Source organism: Citricoccus sp. NPDC055426 (genome assembly GCF_040677445.1).
In the GTDB taxonomy this organism is placed as follows: domain Bacteria; phylum Actinomycetota; class Actinomycetes; order Actinomycetales; family Micrococcaceae; genus Citricoccus.
In genome coordinates this window covers 533,269-548,755 of the sequence record NZ_JBFARZ010000001.1, presented here as the reverse complement: position 1 = coordinate 548,755, position 15,487 = coordinate 533,269, and the positions used below count along the sequence as shown (strand labels likewise).

The 15,487-nt window shown below is 69.7% G+C and carries 15 protein-coding genes; 5 read left to right on the top strand and 10 right to left on the bottom strand.

Going from position 1 to position 15,487, the window contains the following annotated elements; all coding sequences use genetic code 11:
• Positions 1–78: 78 nt before the first annotated feature.
• Positions 79–1,131, top strand: coding sequence for an ABC transporter substrate-binding protein (locus tag AB0K08_RS02495; protein ID WP_363351313.1), 1,053 nt, complete (start codon positions 79–81; stop codon positions 1,129–1,131).
• A gap of 81 nt (positions 1,132–1,212) precedes the next feature.
• Entirely contained in the window at positions 1,213–2,268 is a 1,056-nt protein-coding gene (locus AB0K08_RS02490; RefSeq protein WP_363351311.1) for an amidohydrolase family protein, read from the top strand.
• A 77-nt stretch (positions 2,269–2,345) separates the two neighbouring features.
• Here the strand turns inward: AB0K08_RS02490 and AB0K08_RS02485 are convergent, their stop codons facing one another.
• From AB0K08_RS02485 to AB0K08_RS02475, 3 genes are all read right to left on the bottom strand, one after another.
• Positions 2,346–3,521 (bottom strand): amidohydrolase, encoded by a 1,176-nt coding sequence (locus AB0K08_RS02485; protein ID WP_363351848.1) that lies wholly within the window; start codon positions 3,519–3,521, stop codon positions 2,346–2,348.
• A gap of 108 nt (positions 3,522–3,629) precedes the next feature.
• Positions 3,630–4,385, bottom strand: a complete 756-nt coding sequence (locus AB0K08_RS02480) for a hypothetical protein (RefSeq protein WP_363351309.1) — start codon at positions 4,383–4,385, stop codon at positions 3,630–3,632.
• 74 nt (positions 4,386–4,459) lie between these two features.
• Positions 4,460–5,236: a DUF5058 family protein gene (locus AB0K08_RS02475; protein WP_363351307.1), complete on the bottom strand. Its 777-nt coding sequence runs from the start codon at positions 5,234–5,236 to the stop codon at positions 4,460–4,462.
• A gap of 140 nt (positions 5,237–5,376) precedes the next feature.
• On the opposite strand from AB0K08_RS02475, the gene AB0K08_RS02470 reads away from it, so the two are divergent.
• On the top strand, positions 5,377–6,414 hold the full coding sequence (locus tag AB0K08_RS02470; protein WP_363351305.1) for an AsnC family transcriptional regulator: 1,038 nt from the start codon (positions 5,377–5,379) through the stop codon (positions 6,412–6,414).
• 9 nt (positions 6,415–6,423) lie between these two features.
• On the opposite strand, the gene AB0K08_RS02465 is transcribed toward AB0K08_RS02470, so the two are convergent.
• A complete protein-coding gene (locus AB0K08_RS02465) occupies positions 6,424–7,365 on the bottom strand; it encodes a LysR substrate-binding domain-containing protein (protein ID WP_363351303.1) in 942 nt (313 codons plus the stop codon).
• 116 nt (positions 7,366–7,481) lie between these two features.
• Here AB0K08_RS02465 and AB0K08_RS02460 point away from each other — a divergent pair, with 116 nt between their 5' ends.
• Positions 7,482–8,864 carry an aminomethyl transferase family protein gene (locus AB0K08_RS02460; RefSeq protein WP_363351301.1) on the top strand — a complete coding sequence of 461 codons (1,383 nt, stop codon included), beginning with the start codon at positions 7,482–7,484 and terminating at the stop codon, positions 8,862–8,864.
• Positions 8,865–8,892: 28 nt separating this feature from the next.
• Here AB0K08_RS02460 and AB0K08_RS02455 read toward each other — a convergent pair whose 3' ends face one another.
• The 4 genes from AB0K08_RS02455 to AB0K08_RS02440 all read right to left on the bottom strand — a co-directional run bounded on the left by AB0K08_RS02455 (position 8,893) and on the right by AB0K08_RS02440 (position 12,875).
• On the bottom strand, positions 8,893–9,408 hold the full coding sequence (locus tag AB0K08_RS02455) for a DUF3237 domain-containing protein (protein WP_363351299.1): 516 nt from the start codon (positions 9,406–9,408) through the stop codon (positions 8,893–8,895).
• Positions 9,409–9,459: 51 nt separating this feature from the next.
• On the bottom strand, positions 9,460–11,466 hold the full coding sequence (locus AB0K08_RS02450) for a glutamate synthase-related protein (protein ID WP_363351297.1): 2,007 nt from the start codon (positions 11,464–11,466) through the stop codon (positions 9,460–9,462).
• A gap of 67 nt (positions 11,467–11,533) precedes the next feature.
• On the bottom strand, positions 11,534–12,202 hold the full coding sequence (locus tag AB0K08_RS02445; RefSeq protein ID WP_363351295.1) for a hypothetical protein: 669 nt from the start codon (positions 12,200–12,202) through the stop codon (positions 11,534–11,536).
• A 103-nt stretch (positions 12,203–12,305) separates the two neighbouring features.
• Positions 12,306–12,875, bottom strand: a complete 570-nt coding sequence (locus AB0K08_RS02440) for an acyl-CoA thioesterase (protein WP_363351293.1) — start codon at positions 12,873–12,875, stop codon at positions 12,306–12,308.
• Between the two features lie 103 nt (positions 12,876–12,978).
• Here AB0K08_RS02440 and AB0K08_RS02435 point away from each other — a divergent pair, with 103 nt between their 5' ends.
• Positions 12,979–13,401: a DUF1801 domain-containing protein gene (locus AB0K08_RS02435; RefSeq protein ID WP_363351291.1), complete on the top strand. Its 423-nt coding sequence runs from the start codon at positions 12,979–12,981 to the stop codon at positions 13,399–13,401.
• Here the strand turns inward: AB0K08_RS02435 and AB0K08_RS02430 are convergent.
• Positions 13,398–14,639 carry an acyl-CoA dehydrogenase family protein gene (locus AB0K08_RS02430; protein WP_363351289.1) on the bottom strand — a complete coding sequence of 414 codons (1,242 nt, stop codon included), beginning with the start codon at positions 14,637–14,639 and terminating at the stop codon, positions 13,398–13,400. The genes AB0K08_RS02435 and AB0K08_RS02430 overlap by 4 nt on opposite strands.
• A gap of 64 nt (positions 14,640–14,703) precedes the next feature.
• Positions 14,704–15,456: a helix-turn-helix domain-containing protein gene (locus AB0K08_RS02425; RefSeq protein ID WP_363351287.1), complete on the bottom strand. Its 753-nt coding sequence runs from the start codon at positions 15,454–15,456 to the stop codon at positions 14,704–14,706.
• Between the last annotated feature and the right edge of the window lie 31 nt (positions 15,457–15,487).

The following is a 15,487-nucleotide window of genomic DNA, read 5'->3' as shown; positions in this document are numbered from 1 at the left end:
CGTCTGCTGAACTCGCATCCTACGCTCTGGGGAAGACATCACCTTTCCATCCCTATCCCCACTGCACAGGAGATCGCCATGAGGACCACCCCGAGGAGCACCACGCGGAACAGCTTGTGGAGCGCCGGACGGACCCGCTGGCTGGCACCCCTGCTGGCCGCCCCGCTGCTGCTGACCTCCTGTGGAGGCGGCACCACCTCCGGCCCACAGGACGGCACACCGTCGGAGGACATCGGCACCGCCGAGGCCACCACGGGCACCACGGCGGTCCGCGTGGCGGACACCGCGGGGATGCCCTCGGCCTTCCTGCAGTACGGGGTGAACGAGGGTTACTTCGAGGCCGAAGGCCTGGACGTCACCGTGGACGTCAGCATCGGCGGAGCCGCAGCCGTGCCCGCACTGGTGAACGGCGAGACGCAGTTCGCCGGGTCCAACACGGTCAGCGCCATCCTGGCCGCCAGCAAGGGCCTGCCCATCACCATCGTGGCGGCGGGCACCCGCACCGTGGCCGATCCCGCCGAGGACTTCGCCCGCATCGTGGCCTCCGACTCCAGCGGGATCGAGGACGTCTCCGACCTCGAGGGGGCCACCATCGCGGTCAACACGTTGGAGAACATCAACGACGTGGTCATCATGACGCTGATGGAGGACGCCGGGGCGGACCGCAACCAAGTCAAGTTCGCCGAGATGGGCTTCTCCGACATGCTGCCGGCGGTCGCCAACGGCCAGGTGGACGGCGCCCTGCTGATCGAGCCCTTCGTCACCATGGCCCTGGACCAGGGTGCCGTGGAGGTGGCCAGCCCGTACGCCGAGTCTCGGGCGGACATGATGGTGGGCACCTACATGACCTCCGAGGACTACGCCGCCGAGAGCCCAGAGGTGGTGGAGGCGTTCCAGCGGGGCATCGACGCCACCGGCCAAGCCATCGCCGATGACCCGGACGCGTTCCGCGAGGCTCTGCCCGAGGTGACCACGATCGAGCCCGACCTGGCCGGCCAGATCCACCTGCCCGTCTGGAACGCCACCGTGGATGAGGAGACCCTGCAGTTCCTCAACGAGCGCATGGTCCGCTACGGGCTCATGGACGAGGAGATCACCGTGGAGGACATCGTCACCCCCGCGGCCTCCTGACCTCCGCAGGCGGCCGAGCACGCCCCCGGCCGCTCCGACAAACGCACCCCGAACACTCCGAGAGAACCAAGGACCCCGAAGATGACCAACCCCGTTGCAGCCCCCCGCGCCTACCGACGCATCGCCACCGAGGAGGCCTGGGCGCCGCCGGAGATGTTCGACCTGTTCCGTCAGATCCTGGGGGAGCACCCCGAGGACGATCCCGGCTTCATGAGCCTGATGGGCTACTACGCCCTCGGCGACGGGGACCGCCCACGGTTCATCCGCGAGCGCATGGTGGACACCGAGGGGGTGCGCCTGCAGGAGATGGACGCGGCCGGCGTCGACCATCAGATTTTGGCCCTGACCGCACCGGGGACCAACCCCCTGGCCGCCGCCCAGGCCACGGACCTCGCCCGCGTGGCGAACGACCATCTGGGACAGATCGTCCGCAAGCGCCCTGACCGGTTCTCCGGACTGGCCGCCGTGCCCTTCACGGCGCCCGACGCCGGCGCCGCCGAGCTCTCACGGGCCGTCAACGAACTTGGCCTCAAGGGCGCGATCCTGAACTCCCACGTGAGGGACCGCTACACGGACGCCCCCGAGTTCCTGCCGTTCTACGAGGCCGCCGCATCCCTCGGGGTACCGGTCTACCTCCACCCGAACGCCCCTTCGGCAGGTCTGTTCAAACCCCTGCACGAGAGAGGCCTGGACGGTTCGATGTACGGCTTCGGAGTGGAGACCGGCCTGCACCTGATGCGGCTGGTGGTCTCCGGGGTGTTCGAGCGCTTCCCGAACCTGAAGCTCGTGGTCGGTCACCTCGGCGAGGCCGTGCCGTTCTGGCTGAACCGGATCGACTACATGTACGGCAAGCAGGTGGCCACCGGCCGCTATCCACATGTGAAGCCGCTGCCGCTCAAGCCCTCCGAATACATCCGCCGCAACGTCTGGATCACCACCAGCGGCATGCCCTGGGAGGACGAGATCATGTTCGTCCGGAAGATGATGGGCGCCGACCGCGTGATGTACGCGATGGACTACCCCTACCAGTACGAGCCGTCCGAGGTTCAACTCCAGGACAACCTGCCGATGACGGATACGGAGAGGTTCGAGTTCTTCGAGGGCATCGCCACCCGAGTCTTCGACCTGGAACTGTAGGTCAGATCCGGCCCATTCTCTTCGGTGACCGGTGGGTCAATGGGCCGGAGTCGACCTCCAGTTGGAACGGGGAGGGGTCAGGATCCGAGCCGGGAGCGCAGTGCGGCGAGCGCCGCCGTCGCGGCCGTCCAGAGGGTGGGTTCCGGCACGGGCACGAAGCGCGGCGAGTGGTTGACCGGCATGGTGCCGGACTCCACGGTGGCCGCGTCGAAGCCGCCGAAGAACCAGAACACGGAGGGCACGCCGAGCGCACCGGGCAGGGTGCCGAAGTCCTCGGAACCCATCTTGGGCTCGCCGGCCAGCACGTTCTCGGCACCCAGAGCGCCGCGCAGCACCTCGGTGAGCACCGCCGTCGCCGCCGGGTCGTTGAGGTTCCGCGGGAAGCGGTAGAGCTCCTCGATCTCGGGCTCGGGCGCGCCGGAGGCGGCCGCCTCGGCGGAGATGATGCGCCGGATGGCGCCCAGGACGCTCTCGCGGACGTCGTCCTCCATGGTGCGCACGTTGAGCGTGAACTCCGCGGTGGCCGGGATGATGTTCTCCTTCAGGCCCGCGTGGAAGGTGCCCACGGTCACGACGGCGGCCCGGCGGGGTCCGATCTCCCGGGAGACGATGCCTTGGAGCCGGGTGATGATGTGCGCCCCGAGCACGATGGGGTCGATGGAGTCCTGGGGCTGGGAGCCATGGGACTGTTCGCCGTGCAGCGTGACCTTCCAGGAGTCCGCGTAGGCCATGGCCGGCCCGCTGACCACCTCCACCGTCCCCGCCAGTCCCGGCATGACGTGCTGGCCGAAGACGACCTCCGGGCGCGGAGCCTTCTCCCACAGCCCGTCCTCCACCATGGCCCGGGCTCCGGCCGCGGTCTCCTCCCCCGGCTGGAAGATCAGGACGAGCGTGCCGGACCAGTTCTCCCGGTCTGCGGCCAGGACCTCGGCAGCCGTCATCAGTGCGGCGACGTGAGTGTCATGGCCGCAACCGTGCATCACGGGCACCTCGGTGCCGTCCTCCAGGGTGCCGCGCGCCGTGGAGCGGTAGCCGACCGCGGAGTCCTCCTCGATCGGCAACCCGTCCGTGTCCGCCCGGAACGCGACGACGGGCCCGTCCCCGTTGCGCAGCACGCCCACCACCCCGGTGCCGCCGCAGCGGAAGTGCTCGATGCCCAAGGTGTCCAAGTGCGTCTCGAGGTACTGCGCCGTGGCATGCTCCTGCATGGACAGCTCGGGGTGCGCATGGAGGTGTTGGTAGAGGCCGAGCATGCGCTCGCGCAGGTCGGCGGGGAGCTCGGGGTAGACAGGGTTCTCGGTCACGGGTAGGCCTTTCGGGGTGGGCGGGGGTTCCGGCGGTGCCGGTTCAGGCGGGTGGGCTCAGGCGGGTGGCGTGGTGTCGGGCTCTGCAGTGGCCTCTGTGGTGACGGGCTCGGAGGACTCACGCTTGCGGACGTACCAGCCGATCACGAGCGTGACGATCACGCAGATCGCGGTGGCCACCATGGCCATGGCTGGGACGAGGGGAACCAGGACGAACTGTACGAGTACGGCCACGGTGAACGCCACCACGGTGGCCCGCACCTGACGGAGGCTGACGATCGCCTGCACCACCACGGCGCCCATGACCGAGGGCAACACGTAGACGCGGACCACCTCGGTGACGTCCGGTGGGATCACGCTGATGAGCCAGGTGCCGAGCAGGCCGACGAACACCAGCAGGGACACGAGGTGGACGGCGGCGGCCCCGCAGATCGCCATCACCGCTGCCAGGCTGCCCCGCGGGGTGCCGGGCCTGGCGCCGATGCGGGATTGCGCGATGAGCGCGGCGGGCAACAGCTTGTTGGAGATGTTGCCGATCATGAAGGCCTGGTACATGGAGGCCGAACCGAGGATGGGGAAGTAGGTCAGCGGTTCGACGAGCCAGATGACGAAGAAGGTTCCGGCCACGGCGCCGAAAGCGGTGAACAGCTGAGTGGCCGTCACCCCGAGGTCTGCGAAGAAGACGAGGTAGAGCGGACCGGCCAGGGAGAAGATGAGCCCGACGATCATCGTCGCCCGGCCCCACCGGTTGGTGGTGCGCTCGAACTCGCCCATGGTGGCTGTGGTGGGCGACTCGGTCAGGGTGGCGGTCATGAGAGTCTCCTGAAGGGGGTGTCAGCAAGGGGGTGTCAGCGGGACGGAACCGGGGTGGCGGGGGGCAGGCTGTCTCAGCCGGCCGGGCCGAGGCCGGCGGAGTGGGCCAGGTAGGCCGTCGTGAGTCCAATGAGGATGGCGATGCCCAGGCCCCACTCCCGCAACCAGCACAGGCCGGGGACCCGGGCCAGGACGAGGCAGAGCCCCATCACGGCCGCCGAGGTGAGCAACGTGATCAGGTGGACGGGACTCTTGGGCACCTCCGCCAGCCCGAGGGAGATGAACGCCCCGAGCAGGGCCGCGGCCGGGACCACGGTCATCAGCGCGGGGTTGACCTTCTGCAGTCGATGGCCGCCCCGCTGCAGCAGCGGCGTGAGGACCAGGGTGGCGAGCATCCACATCGCACCGCCCAGGCTCATGGCGAAGAAGACGACGGCGAAGACCTCCGGCGTGTAGCTCGGTCCGCCGAGTTCAGCGCCGGTCGTTCCGGCGGCGATGCTGGCAGCCGCCGTCTCGAAGGACACCGAGCCGATCAATCCGATGCGCACCATGGTGGCCGGCGCACCGAAGAGGGCCAGCAGGGCGATGGCGACGAGCACGACAGCCAGCGAGGGTCCGATGGCGGCGATCGCACCGGTGCGGAATGAGGTCCGCAGCTCTCCGGTTGTCAGACCCGCGGCCGGGGCCGCCCTGCGGGCCGCCTTCATGTAGATGACAGACTGCACCACGATCACCAGGAACACGCCCAGGACGCAGATCCACAGGACCGGGGAGTTTGCCAGCGACAGGACAGGGCTCGTGGGAGCCGCCGCGGTGGCCGATATGGTCGTCGCTGCGGTGGTGGGGATCATGGGAGCCTCCCTGCTGGGTCCGGGGCTGAGCGCGACGTGCGCTCCGGCCCGGAATGATGTGGTGCACGGCGTGAGTACCATTGTGGTGTGTCGTGCATCACTGCGCGTCAAATCCCTGAATATCTGCATCAGGAGGTCGTATGACAGAGTTGCTGCACACAGCGCGCCTGCTGAGCGAGGAGGACCTGCAACTGGTCCACGCCCTGCAACTCGGTCCCCGGCTGCCCTGGTCGGTGCTCGGAGAGGTCTTGGGGGTGCATGCCACCTCGCTGGCGGCCCGGTGGCGCCACCTGAACCAGGAGGGCCTGTCCTGGACCACGGCGCACCCGGTGGGCCACCCGGACCAGATGGCGCTGTCCTTCCATGACGTGCAGTGCCTGCCCGGGCAGCGCCGGGAGGTGGCGGAGGCGATCTCGGCCATCCCCGACGTCTTCACGATCGAGGAATGCCACCGGGACCGGGACTTGATGCTCACCGTCATCGCACCCAGTCCCGCAGCGCTCACCGCCTCGGTCTACCCGCAGCTGGACCGAATCCCCGGCCTGGTCCGTTACGAGACGGCCTTCTGCACCCGACTGCACGGCAGCGGTGGAGACTGGCATCTCGACGCGCTCTCCCCCGAGCAGCAGGCCGCCCTCCATGCCGCCGCAGGCCCGCCACCGGAGAACTTCGCCCGATACGTCGCGGCGCCACCGTCCTACGGGCCGATCGTCCGGGCCCTGGGGCGCGACGCCCGGACGACGGCAGCCCAGATTGCCGAGCAGACCGGCCTGCACCCGGCGACTGCCCGCCGTCGGCTGCAGAAGGTCCTGGCCAACCGCTCGCTGTCCTTCCGTTGCGAGGTCTCCCACCGTGCGGCAGGCTATCCCGTGGTCTGCCAGTGGTTCGCGAGACTGCCGGCCGCCGACCACGATGCGGCGGCCACCGCCCTGTCCTCGTTGGGGGCCCTGAGGCTGTGCGCCTCCACGACGGGCCGGACGAACTTCACCTTCATGATGTGGTTGCGCTCCGCCGCGGACATCATGACCGTGGAACAGGCCGCCTCACGGAAGCTGTCCCACCTGGAGATCCACGAGAGCGTGATCATCGCGAACATACCCAAGCGGGTGGGCTGGCGGCTGGATCCGGAGGGCGTCCGCACCGGGGAATTCGTCCCGCCCGGTTCTGCCTGGGACTGAACCACGACTTCAACGGACCCGCTCATCCACCGGCAGGCAGTCCTGGGCCAGCCGGACCACCGCCGCCGCCCTCGAGGTGAGGGGAAGCCTCTCCGGCCAGGCCACCATGACGGGCTCCGACTCCGGCTGCGGGGTGATCGGCCGGAAGGCCAGGCGGCGCCCCTCCCGGCTCACGTCCACGCCCGGGTGCTGGTATTGCACGGCGAACCCCATGCCGCGGCCCACCAGTGAATACACGAGCTCGAAGTTGGTGGTGCGGTGCGCCACCCGAGGCCGGAGACCGCGGCCGCGCAGCAGCTGCAGCGTGTTCTGACCGCTGGGTGGGAGGTCGAAGAGGATGAGTGGCTCGCCGTCCAGCTCCGCCAGGTCCACCGCGGCCTGGCCGGCGAGCCGATGGGACGCCGGCAGCGCCACGGAGGGCCGCGCGCCGTACAGCCGGCGGACGGCCAGGCCCAGCGGCAGCGCCACCTCATAGGCGATAATGCAGTCCAGCCTGCCCTCGTGGAGCTGTCCCACGAGATGGTCGGTGGTCCCCTCCGTGACGGTCAACTCGATCTCCGGGTGCCGCTCCGCCAGCCGCTCCCACAACTCCGGCACCACCGTGGGCGCCAGCGTCGAGTAACAGCCCAGTGCCACCGGCCCGGACAGGCTCTCGCCGCCGTCCCCGACCGTCAGCTGCAGGTCGGCCGCCTGTCGCAGGAGCGCCCGGGCGCCCTCGGCCAGCTGGATCCCGGCCGGCGTGGTGGTCACGCCCCGGGCGCGGTGCCGCACGAGCAGGGTGACCCCCAGAACCCGTTCCAACTCGCTGACCGCGAGGGAGACGGCGTTCGGCGTCACGTAGGCGTGTTGCGCCGCCGCGGTGAACGAGCTGTACTCGACGGCGGCCAGGAACAGCTCGAGCTGACGGAGGGTCAGCTGCGGCCCGGCCCCGAGCGTCGCCTCGAGCTCCATAACGCACTTCTCCTTCGGATGATTGGCCTCAAATGAGACTTTACAGAGGATATGTCGCTCACCACACTGACAGGAGAAGGATCTGCCCCGACCCGCGACGAGGAATGAAGAGAATCATGGTCAAGCATCTCGAAGACGCCATTAACCAGGCCGGCGACGCCGTCAACCTGCTGTGGGAGTCGCAGTCTCCGCCCGCCGTCGTTCCCCATGTGGTCCCGGAGTTCACCAACTGGCGGGACGAGCAGCTGGCCTGGCGCCGCACCGCCGTCCTCTACGACCAGTCCCACCACATGGCGGACCTGAACATCAAAGGCCCGGACGCACTGAAGCTCATCAGCGACACCGCGATCAACTCGGTGGCGAACTTCCCGGTCGAGATGGCCAAGCAGTACGTGGCGGTCAGCCCCTCCGGTCACGTGATCGGGGACAACGTCCTGTTCCACCTCGAGGAGGACGAGTACCAGGCGGTGGGCATCCCACCCTCGATCAACTGGCTGCAGTATCACGCTGAGACCGGTGGCTACGACGTCGAGATCTGGCGCGATGACAACTCGCTGTACCGCAAGGGCGATCCGCGGCTGTACCGGTACCAGGTCCAGGGGCCGGGCGCCATGGACGTGATCCGGGCCGCGACGGGGCAGGAACCCCCGACGCTGAAGTTCTTCCACATGACCCGCCTGACGATCGCCGGCAAGGAGGTCCGCGCCCTCCGGCACGGCATGGCCGGGGAGCCGGGACTGGAGCTGTGGGGCCCCTGGGAGGACAACCAGACCGTGCACGCCGCCCTCCTCGAGGCGGGCCAGCAGTTCGGTCTGACGCAGGTGGGCGGCCGCGCTTACCACACCAACGCCCTGGAATCGGGCTGGCTGCCTCGCCCCCTGCCGGCCATCTACTCGGGGGACGAGCTCAAGGGCTACCGGGAATGGCTGAGCGAGAAGTCCTATGAGGCCACCGCCCCACTCGGTGGCTCATTCCACTCACAGGACATCGCGGACTACTACGTCACGCCCTATGAACTCGACTACGGGCGGATCGTGAAGTTCGACCACGACTTCATCGGAAAGGAAGCCCTCCAGGCCATGGAGCAGGCGGGCACCACCACGCGCAGGAAGAAGGTCACGCTGGTGTGGAACGGGGAGGACACCGCGAAGGCCTACGGTTCCATGTTCCATCCGGGCCCCGGGGCCAAGTTCATCAACCTCCCGATGGCCCTGTATGACACGTTCCACTTCGACCGGGTCGAACAGGACGGCCGGGCGGCAGGCTTCTCGACCTGGACCGGGTACTCGGCCAATGAACGCGCCATCCTGTCCTTGGCCATCATCGATGCCGACCTGGCGGAGCCCGGCACCGAGCTGACCCTGCTCTGGGGCGAGGACACCCCGTCCTCGAAGGCCCAGGTGGAGGACCACGTGCAGGTACCGATCCGCGTCACCGTCCAGCCGGCCCCGCTGACGGAGAAGGCACGCACCAGTTACCGGGCGGACCAGCCGGCCTGACGGCCTGACGGCCGGACGGCCGGCCGGCTCAGCGGACCGCCCAGAGGTCGATCAGTACGCGCTCCGGTTCGCGACGGCCCGAGCCGATGACCACCGTGGACTCCAACCAAGCCCACCGTTCACCGGCCACCTCGAAGCGGGGCGCGCAGCGGAAGTAGATCCGCTCGGCGGGCACCCGTTCGCCGCGGGCGAGGGCGGCGATGTCCTCGGCCGAGCCCGTGCGGTAGGCGGCGTTCATGACGTACAGCCGCTCGCCGTCGTCGGTCTCGATGGCGTAGCGCGCGTCCAGGTCCGAGGAGGTCTCGGACTGGATGAGCTGGAAGTCGGCACCGCCGGCCAGGACGGTGCCGTTGAGCTCGGGGCCCGTGACGGTGCCGCCGGTGATCGGGATGATCCGCCGCTGCCCGCGGTGGGTCCGCCCGATCTCGACGGGTGCGCTCACCTCGACCGCCACGGTGGCGAGGAACTCGAGCGGGGGCGGGGTGGGCCGGGACGCGGCAGCGGCGGCCGAGGGGCCGGCTGGACCGGAGGGATTGTGTGACATGTCCTACATGCTAGAGCGGGTCCGCCCTGCCGGCGGCCCGTAGTCACCGCCTCAGGAACCCAGCTGGCCCTCCGGGCGGGGCTCGTTGCTCACCACGGGCGTTGACCCGGTCTCGCTACGCGAGCGCCGCGGCCGGGCGCCGTCGATGTTCTTCTCGTCGGCGTTGCGCTCGGGAGGCCGGCCACCGGAGCGGGGCTCCCCCTCGCCGGACCATTCCTCCCCGCCGCGGTCCCCCGCCGAGTCCGCCGAGTTCGCCGCGCCCGCCGGGACCCTCTCCGGGACGGCCTCCGCGTCGGCCTTCGCGCCGGTCTCCGCGCCGGCCTCCGCCGGGGTGGCGCCGGCCGGCACGGCGTTCACAGACTCTCCCGAGCGCAGGGTGGAGCGCAGTTCTCCCAGGGACATCGCTGAGGTCTGCACGTCCAGCTCGTCCCGCCACTGCGGGTCCGGTTCGGTCAGGTAGCCCACCGGCGCGTGCTCGCCGAAGTGGTCGGCGTCGGCCTCCCGCCAGTCCGCCGCCCAGCCGCGCGGGGGCTCGTTGAGCAGCTCGTCCTCCCGCAGCCAGTGGTAGATCGAGGCGTAGGAGCGGGTGTTGAGGTGGTCCACCCGGCGCCGGAGCATGCGCGTGTTCAGCTGCGAGGGATGGTCCAGACCCATCGAGGCCATGATCTGCACCGCCTCACGCACGGTGAGCTTCTGGTAGTTGTGCACCCGCTTGGACTTGTCCTCCACGTCCAGTGACCGCACCAGGCGGGGGTCCTGGGTGGCCACGCCCACGGGGCAGTGGTTGGTGTGGCACTTCTGGGCCTGGATGCATCCGGTGGCCATCATCATGGCCCGGGCGGACATGGTGAAGTCGGCCCCCTGGATGAGGCGCTTGACGATGTCCGAGCCGGAGGCGACCTTGCCCGCCGCGCCGATCTTGATCATGTGCCGCAGGCCGGTGCCCACCAGCGCGTTGTGCACCAGCATCAGGCCCTCGGTCAGCGGGGTGCCCACGTGGTCCGAGTACTCCAGCGGGGCGGCGCCCGTGCCGCCCTCGGAACCGTCCACGATGATGTAGTCCGGTGCGGTCCGCTCCTCCCAGATCGCCTTGCACATCGCCAGCACGTCCGTCCGCGAGCCCACGCAGAACTTGATGCCGACCGGCTTGCCACCGGAGAGCTCACGCAGCTGGCCGATGAACCGGACCATCTGGCGCGGGGTGGTGAAAGCGGAATGGGAGGCCGGGGAGATACAGTCCACACCGACCGGCACCTCGCGGGCCTCGGCGATCTCAGGGGTGACCTTGGGCCCCGGCAGCACCCCGCCCAGGCCGGGTTTCGCCCCCTGGGAGAGCTTGATGGTGATGCCCTTGACCTCGGGCAGGGTGGCCTTCTCGGCAAAGGTCTCCGGGTTGAAACGCCCCTCGTGGGTGCGGCAGCCGAAGTAGCCGGAGCCGATCTCCCAGAACAGGTCCGCCCCGTTGCCCCGGTGGTACCTGGTGAGCCCGCCCTCACCGGTCTCATGGACGAACCCGCCCATCCCGGCGCCCTTGTTCATGGCCAGCACCGCGTTCTTGGACAGCGAGCCGAAGGACATCGAGGAGATGTTCAGCAGGGACAGGTCGTAGGGCTGGCGGCAGTCCGGCCCGCCGATGCGCACGGTGGGGATCCGCTCCGGCGGGCGGACGGGGGCCGTGGAGTGCAGCAGGAACTCATAACCGATGCTGCCGGTCTCCTTCTCCGTGCCGAAGGGCTTGTGGTCGTCAGCGCCCTTGGACCGCGAGTAGATGATGGACCGGGTGTCCCGGTCGAACGGCCGCCCGTCATAGTTCCGCTCGATGAAGTACTGCTGGATCTCCGGCCGGATCGACTCCAGCAGGTAACGGGCGTGCCCGATCACCGGGAAGTTGCGCAGGATGGCGTGCTTCTTCTGGGTCACGTCCCAGACCGCGAGGACCGCCAGCAGCAGGGCGATGACGCCGAGGAGGATCCAGGCCCAGAACCCGACCAGATAGGCGATGACCAGGACCAGGGCCAGGGTGGCCAGTCCCCCGATGACGAGCAGGCGGTTGTTCATACCCTCCATCCTGCACCCCTGTGACCCAGATCGCACTGAGGCCGGCTCCGCGAGCACGGCCCCTCGTTCAGCCGATCAACAGGTAGGCGGGCACCACGGAGACCAGGACCGCGGCGAGCCATACGGCCGCGCCCACCGCCAGGCTCATCCATGGCCGCCAATCGCTGGTACCTGGCCAGCGGTGACGGCGCTGGGGCATGGTGAGGGAGATCAGGGACCAGGCGAAGAGTGCCAGGGCGGAGAAGGGGAACGCCTGAAGCATGGCCGCCACCGCGTCGCGCTGAACGGCCGGCAGCTGCGGGTCGATGCGCTCGACCAGGCCCTGCATGGCACCAGCCCAGGACTGGAAGACGTCCGAGGTGGAGAAGAGCATGCCCACGAGCATTCCGAAGACCACCAGCCACCCGCTCAGGCGCAGCCAGCTGAAGGCCTTGCGGCGCTCGGGGGCCAGGGGCTCCATCCGCCCGGCGTCCCCGCCCCGGCCGGTGGCCTCCGCAGCGTCGCCGATGAACCAGGCGACGGCGGCGACGGCGGCCGGCACGGAGGCGATCAGCCCCCCCAACAGCAGGCCCGGCAGTGTCAGGGCCGTGGCCGGACCGAACCCGCCCTGCCCGTTGAGGCCCGTCAGCCATGCCAGCACTGCGATGAAGGGCTGCCCCCACAGTGGGTAGGTCAGGGCCAGGAGTCCTCCGACCACGACCGCGATGAACCGGCGTGCCTGCCACGGCAGGTGCATGTGTACCGTCCTTCTCCGGGCACTGGGCCCTCGCGCGTCCCGTATCCCGGCCACCCTGCCGGGCGAGATGGACGACGGCGGCGCCCGGCCGGCGTCGTTCATCTCACCGGAGGTCTGACCAGACGTGCGGGGCCGGCCTCCGGGTCCCCGGCAGGGCGACGTTGCCGCGCCACTCGTGCAGCCAGTCCGGGACGGTGAAGTCCTCCGGCAGGGTCTGGCCCAGCTCGGTCCGGACCGCGTCGATGATCTCCTGCAGCTCCACTGCGCCGCTGGCGTCCACGAAGCGGGTGGCCAGGTAGCCGCGAGCATAGATCTCGCCCTCCCGCACGAAGCGCTGCTCGATCCAGATGCACTTCTCATCCACCCCGATGATCCTGGTCTCGAGGCTGAAGCGCTGCCACAGCCGGATCGACTTGCGGAAGGAGATCTGCTCCGACTGCACCACCGGGGTCCACTTGCGCTTCATCATCAGGTCCCAGAAGCCGCTGCGGGCCAGCAGGTCGAACCGCCCCAGGTCCATCAGCGAGAAGTACATCCCGTTGTTGACGATCATGGCGAAGTCGATGTCCGTGGGCAGGGCCTTCAACGGCAGTGAGGAGGTCTCCCAGACGCTCAGCGCGGAGCGGCGGCGGGCCTTGAGGAGCACCAACAGGGTGCGGAAGATCAGGTGCATGGCTCCATGGTGCCACGATAAGTTACTGACGGGTACACGACGCCCCTTCCTATACTGTCCGGACCGGCGGCCCGGCCCGCATTATCAGAGCGCAAGGAGCACCGTGGCCACGAAACCGCCCGCCATGTCACCATCCGATCTCCCGGTGGAACAGGTCCTCGAGCGCGTCACCGGCCCCCGCCGCGCCGAGGCCGATGAACTCCTCGCGCTGCACGCCGAGGTCAGCGGCGAGCAAGCCGTGGTCTGGGCCGGCCGGATCATCGGCTTCGGGGAGTTCGAGTACCGGTACGCGAGCGGGCACGGTGGGCGCGCGCCACTGATGGCCTTCGCCTCCGGGCCGCGGGAGCACACCCTCTACCTCGTGAGCGACTTCGCGGAACGCTGGCCGGAGCTGATGGACACGCTCGGCCGGCATCGGGCGAGCAAGGCCTGCCTATACCTCACGCGGCTGACCGGCGTGGATCGCGCCGTGCTGCGCACGCTGTTGGAGCGCAGCCTGGCCGAGACCGCACTCCCGCCGGCCTAGGCGAAGGCGCTGAAGCCGGTGAGGTCGCGGCCGATCAGCAGGGCCTGGACGGACTCGGTGCCCTCATAGGTGTGGATGGCCTCGATGTCCATCTGGTGGCGGATCACGCCGTTCTCCAGCAGGATCCCGTTGCCGCCGAGCATGTCCCGGGCCTCCGAGGCGATCATCCGGGCGGTGCGGGTGTTGTGGTACTTGGCCAGGGAGGCCTGGGTGGGGCGCAACCGGCCCTCGGACTCCAGTTGCGCCAGGTTCACGCAGTACATCTGCATGGCCACCAGCTGGGAGAGCATCCGGGTCAGCTTCTCCTGGACCATCTGGTGCTGGGCGAGCCTCTTGCCGAACTGCACGCGCTGCTTCGCGTAGGCCAGCGCGGACTCGAAGCAGGCCGTGGCATGGCCCAGCGCGGACCAGGCGACGCCGGCACGGGTGGCGTAGAGGACCCGGGAGGTGTCCTTGAACGAGGTCGAGCCCGGCAGCAGGGCGTCGGCCGGCACCTGGACGTCATCCAGGTGGATCAGCGCCTGGTCGATCGCGCGCAGGGCGCCCTTGCCGGCGATGACCTCGGCCCGGTAGCCGGGGGTGTCCTGCGGGACCAGGAAGCAGCGGACCCTCCCGTGGTCCTCGCCCCCGGGGGAGTCCACCCGCGCCCAGACGAAGGTGATGCCACCGGAGGCCCCGTTGCCGATCCACTTCTTGGCCCCGCGCAGGGTGTAGCCGGCCGCGGTACGGGTGGCGGTGGTGGCCAGCCCGGAGGAGTCGGAGCCGTGGTCCGGCTCGGTCAGGGCAAAGGAACCGAGCACCTCACCGGACGCGAGGGGCTTGACGTACTCGGCCTGCTGCTCCGGGCTGCCGCAGTACACCAGGGTCCGCAGGGCCAGCCCTCCCTGGACGGCGATCACGGTGCCGAGGGAGCCGTCGATGCGGGAGACCTCCATGTTCACCAGCCCGGTGGCCAGCGGGGAGAACTCCTCCAGGTCCGGGTGGACCAGCCCGTCGTTGAAGAGGCCGTGCCGGCCCAGGCTGACGGCCGCCTCGATGGGATAGAGGTGGCGGTCCCAGCCCTCAGCCATCTGGGGCGCGACGGCGGCCGCGGCCTTCCGCGCCCGGTCCCAGATCTCGCGGTCGGCGGCCGGGATGTCCCGGAACGCGTCGAAGTAGTCGACGTCCAGCGGGCTGGTCACGTCATAGTCGGGCTCGGTGGCGCCAGGGAAGGGCTCGGAGGGGGAGGTCTCGGTCATGGGTCCCATGGTAGATGACACTCAGTTCCATGCACAATGGAATGGAGTGTCAGACGGGGTCCTGTCAGGCCTCCGCGTCCAGGGCGTCACGGACCCGGCGCAGCACCTCGCCCGAGGGCATGGTCACGGGGAAGCTTGCCACCAGGACCTGCGCGGAGGCCGCCTCCGGCCCGGGGGCGGCGTCCGCGCCGACACCGAAGCGCTGCCGGACCCGCACCAGGGCCCGGTCCAGGGCCGCCGCGTGGCGGTCGCGGACCCCTTCCGCCGATTCGCCCGAATCGGTCGGTTCGGACCGCACCGCCTGGCGCAGGAAGTGGTTGTGCGTGGCGGTGACGAGGGCCGCGAAGCCGATCGCGTCCACGAGCTCCAGGCCCGGTACGCTCCCCCGCAGGTAGCCGGAGAAGAGCCGCTCATAGCCCCGCTCGGTGATGATCTCCCGGTCCCGCAGGGCACGGACCGCACGGACCGCGGTGTAGCGGCGGCGGGCCAGGTCCAGGTCTGCGGAGAGGTGCGCGAAGACGCGCTCGGAGGCCGCACACACGGTGGCCCACGGGTCAGCGGGGTGGCCCTCGGCGCCGGCCTGCCCGTCCATCCACGCCCCGAGCTCCTCGATGAGCCGGGGGTGGTCGGCGAACACCGCGTCCTCCTTGCCACCCACCTGGCGGAAGTAGGTGGACCGGGACACCCCGGCGGCACGGGCCAGGTCATCCACGCTCGTGGCCTCGAAGCCGCGCTCGCTGAACAGCTCCACGGCGGCCTCGACCACCTGCGAACGGACCTCTACCGAGCGGGGCTGCTGCCCTGGTGCGTGCGTCATGCCCCCGACACTATCGACCCTTCCCCCGCAC

Bases quoted from the DNA above. Each gene is read 5' to 3' on its own strand.
- AB0K08_RS02470 (WP_363351305.1), top strand. From the start codon at position 5,377: ATGACAGAGTTGCTGCACACAGCGCGCCTGCTGAGCGAGGAGGACCTG.
- AB0K08_RS02440 (WP_363351293.1), bottom strand. From the start codon at position 12,875: ATGCACCTGATCTTCCGCACCCTGTTGGTGCTCCTCAAGGCCCGCCGC.
- AB0K08_RS02490 (WP_363351311.1), top strand. From the start codon at position 1,213: ATGACCAACCCCGTTGCAGCCCCCCGCGCCTACCGACGCATCGCCACC.
- AB0K08_RS02480 (WP_363351309.1), bottom strand. From the start codon at position 4,385: ATGACCGCCACCCTGACCGAGTCGCCCACCACAGCCACCATGGGCGAG.
- AB0K08_RS02450 (WP_363351297.1), bottom strand. From the start codon at position 11,466: ATGAACAACCGCCTGCTCGTCATCGGGGGACTGGCCACCCTGGCCCTG.
- AB0K08_RS02495 (WP_363351313.1), top strand. From the start codon at position 79: ATGAGGACCACCCCGAGGAGCACCACGCGGAACAGCTTGTGGAGCGCC.
- AB0K08_RS02460 (WP_363351301.1), top strand. From the start codon at position 7,482: ATGGTCAAGCATCTCGAAGACGCCATTAACCAGGCCGGCGACGCCGTC.
- AB0K08_RS02465 (WP_363351303.1), bottom strand. From the start codon at position 7,365: ATGGAGCTCGAGGCGACGCTCGGGGCCGGGCCGCAGCTGACCCTCCGT.
- AB0K08_RS02475 (WP_363351307.1), bottom strand. From the start codon at position 5,236: ATGATCCCCACCACCGCAGCGACGACCATATCGGCCACCGCGGCGGCT.
- AB0K08_RS02445 (WP_363351295.1), bottom strand. From the start codon at position 12,202: ATGCACCTGCCGTGGCAGGCACGCCGGTTCATCGCGGTCGTGGTCGGA.
- AB0K08_RS02485 (WP_363351848.1), bottom strand. From the start codon at position 3,521: ATGCTCGGCCTCTACCAACACCTCCATGCGCACCCCGAGCTGTCCATG.
- AB0K08_RS02430 (WP_363351289.1), bottom strand. From the start codon at position 14,639: ATGACCGAGACCTCCCCCTCCGAGCCCTTCCCTGGCGCCACCGAGCCC.
- AB0K08_RS02455 (WP_363351299.1), bottom strand. From the start codon at position 9,408: ATGTCACACAATCCCTCCGGTCCAGCCGGCCCCTCGGCCGCCGCTGCC.
- AB0K08_RS02425 (WP_363351287.1), bottom strand. From the start codon at position 15,456: ATGACGCACGCACCAGGGCAGCAGCCCCGCTCGGTAGAGGTCCGTTCG.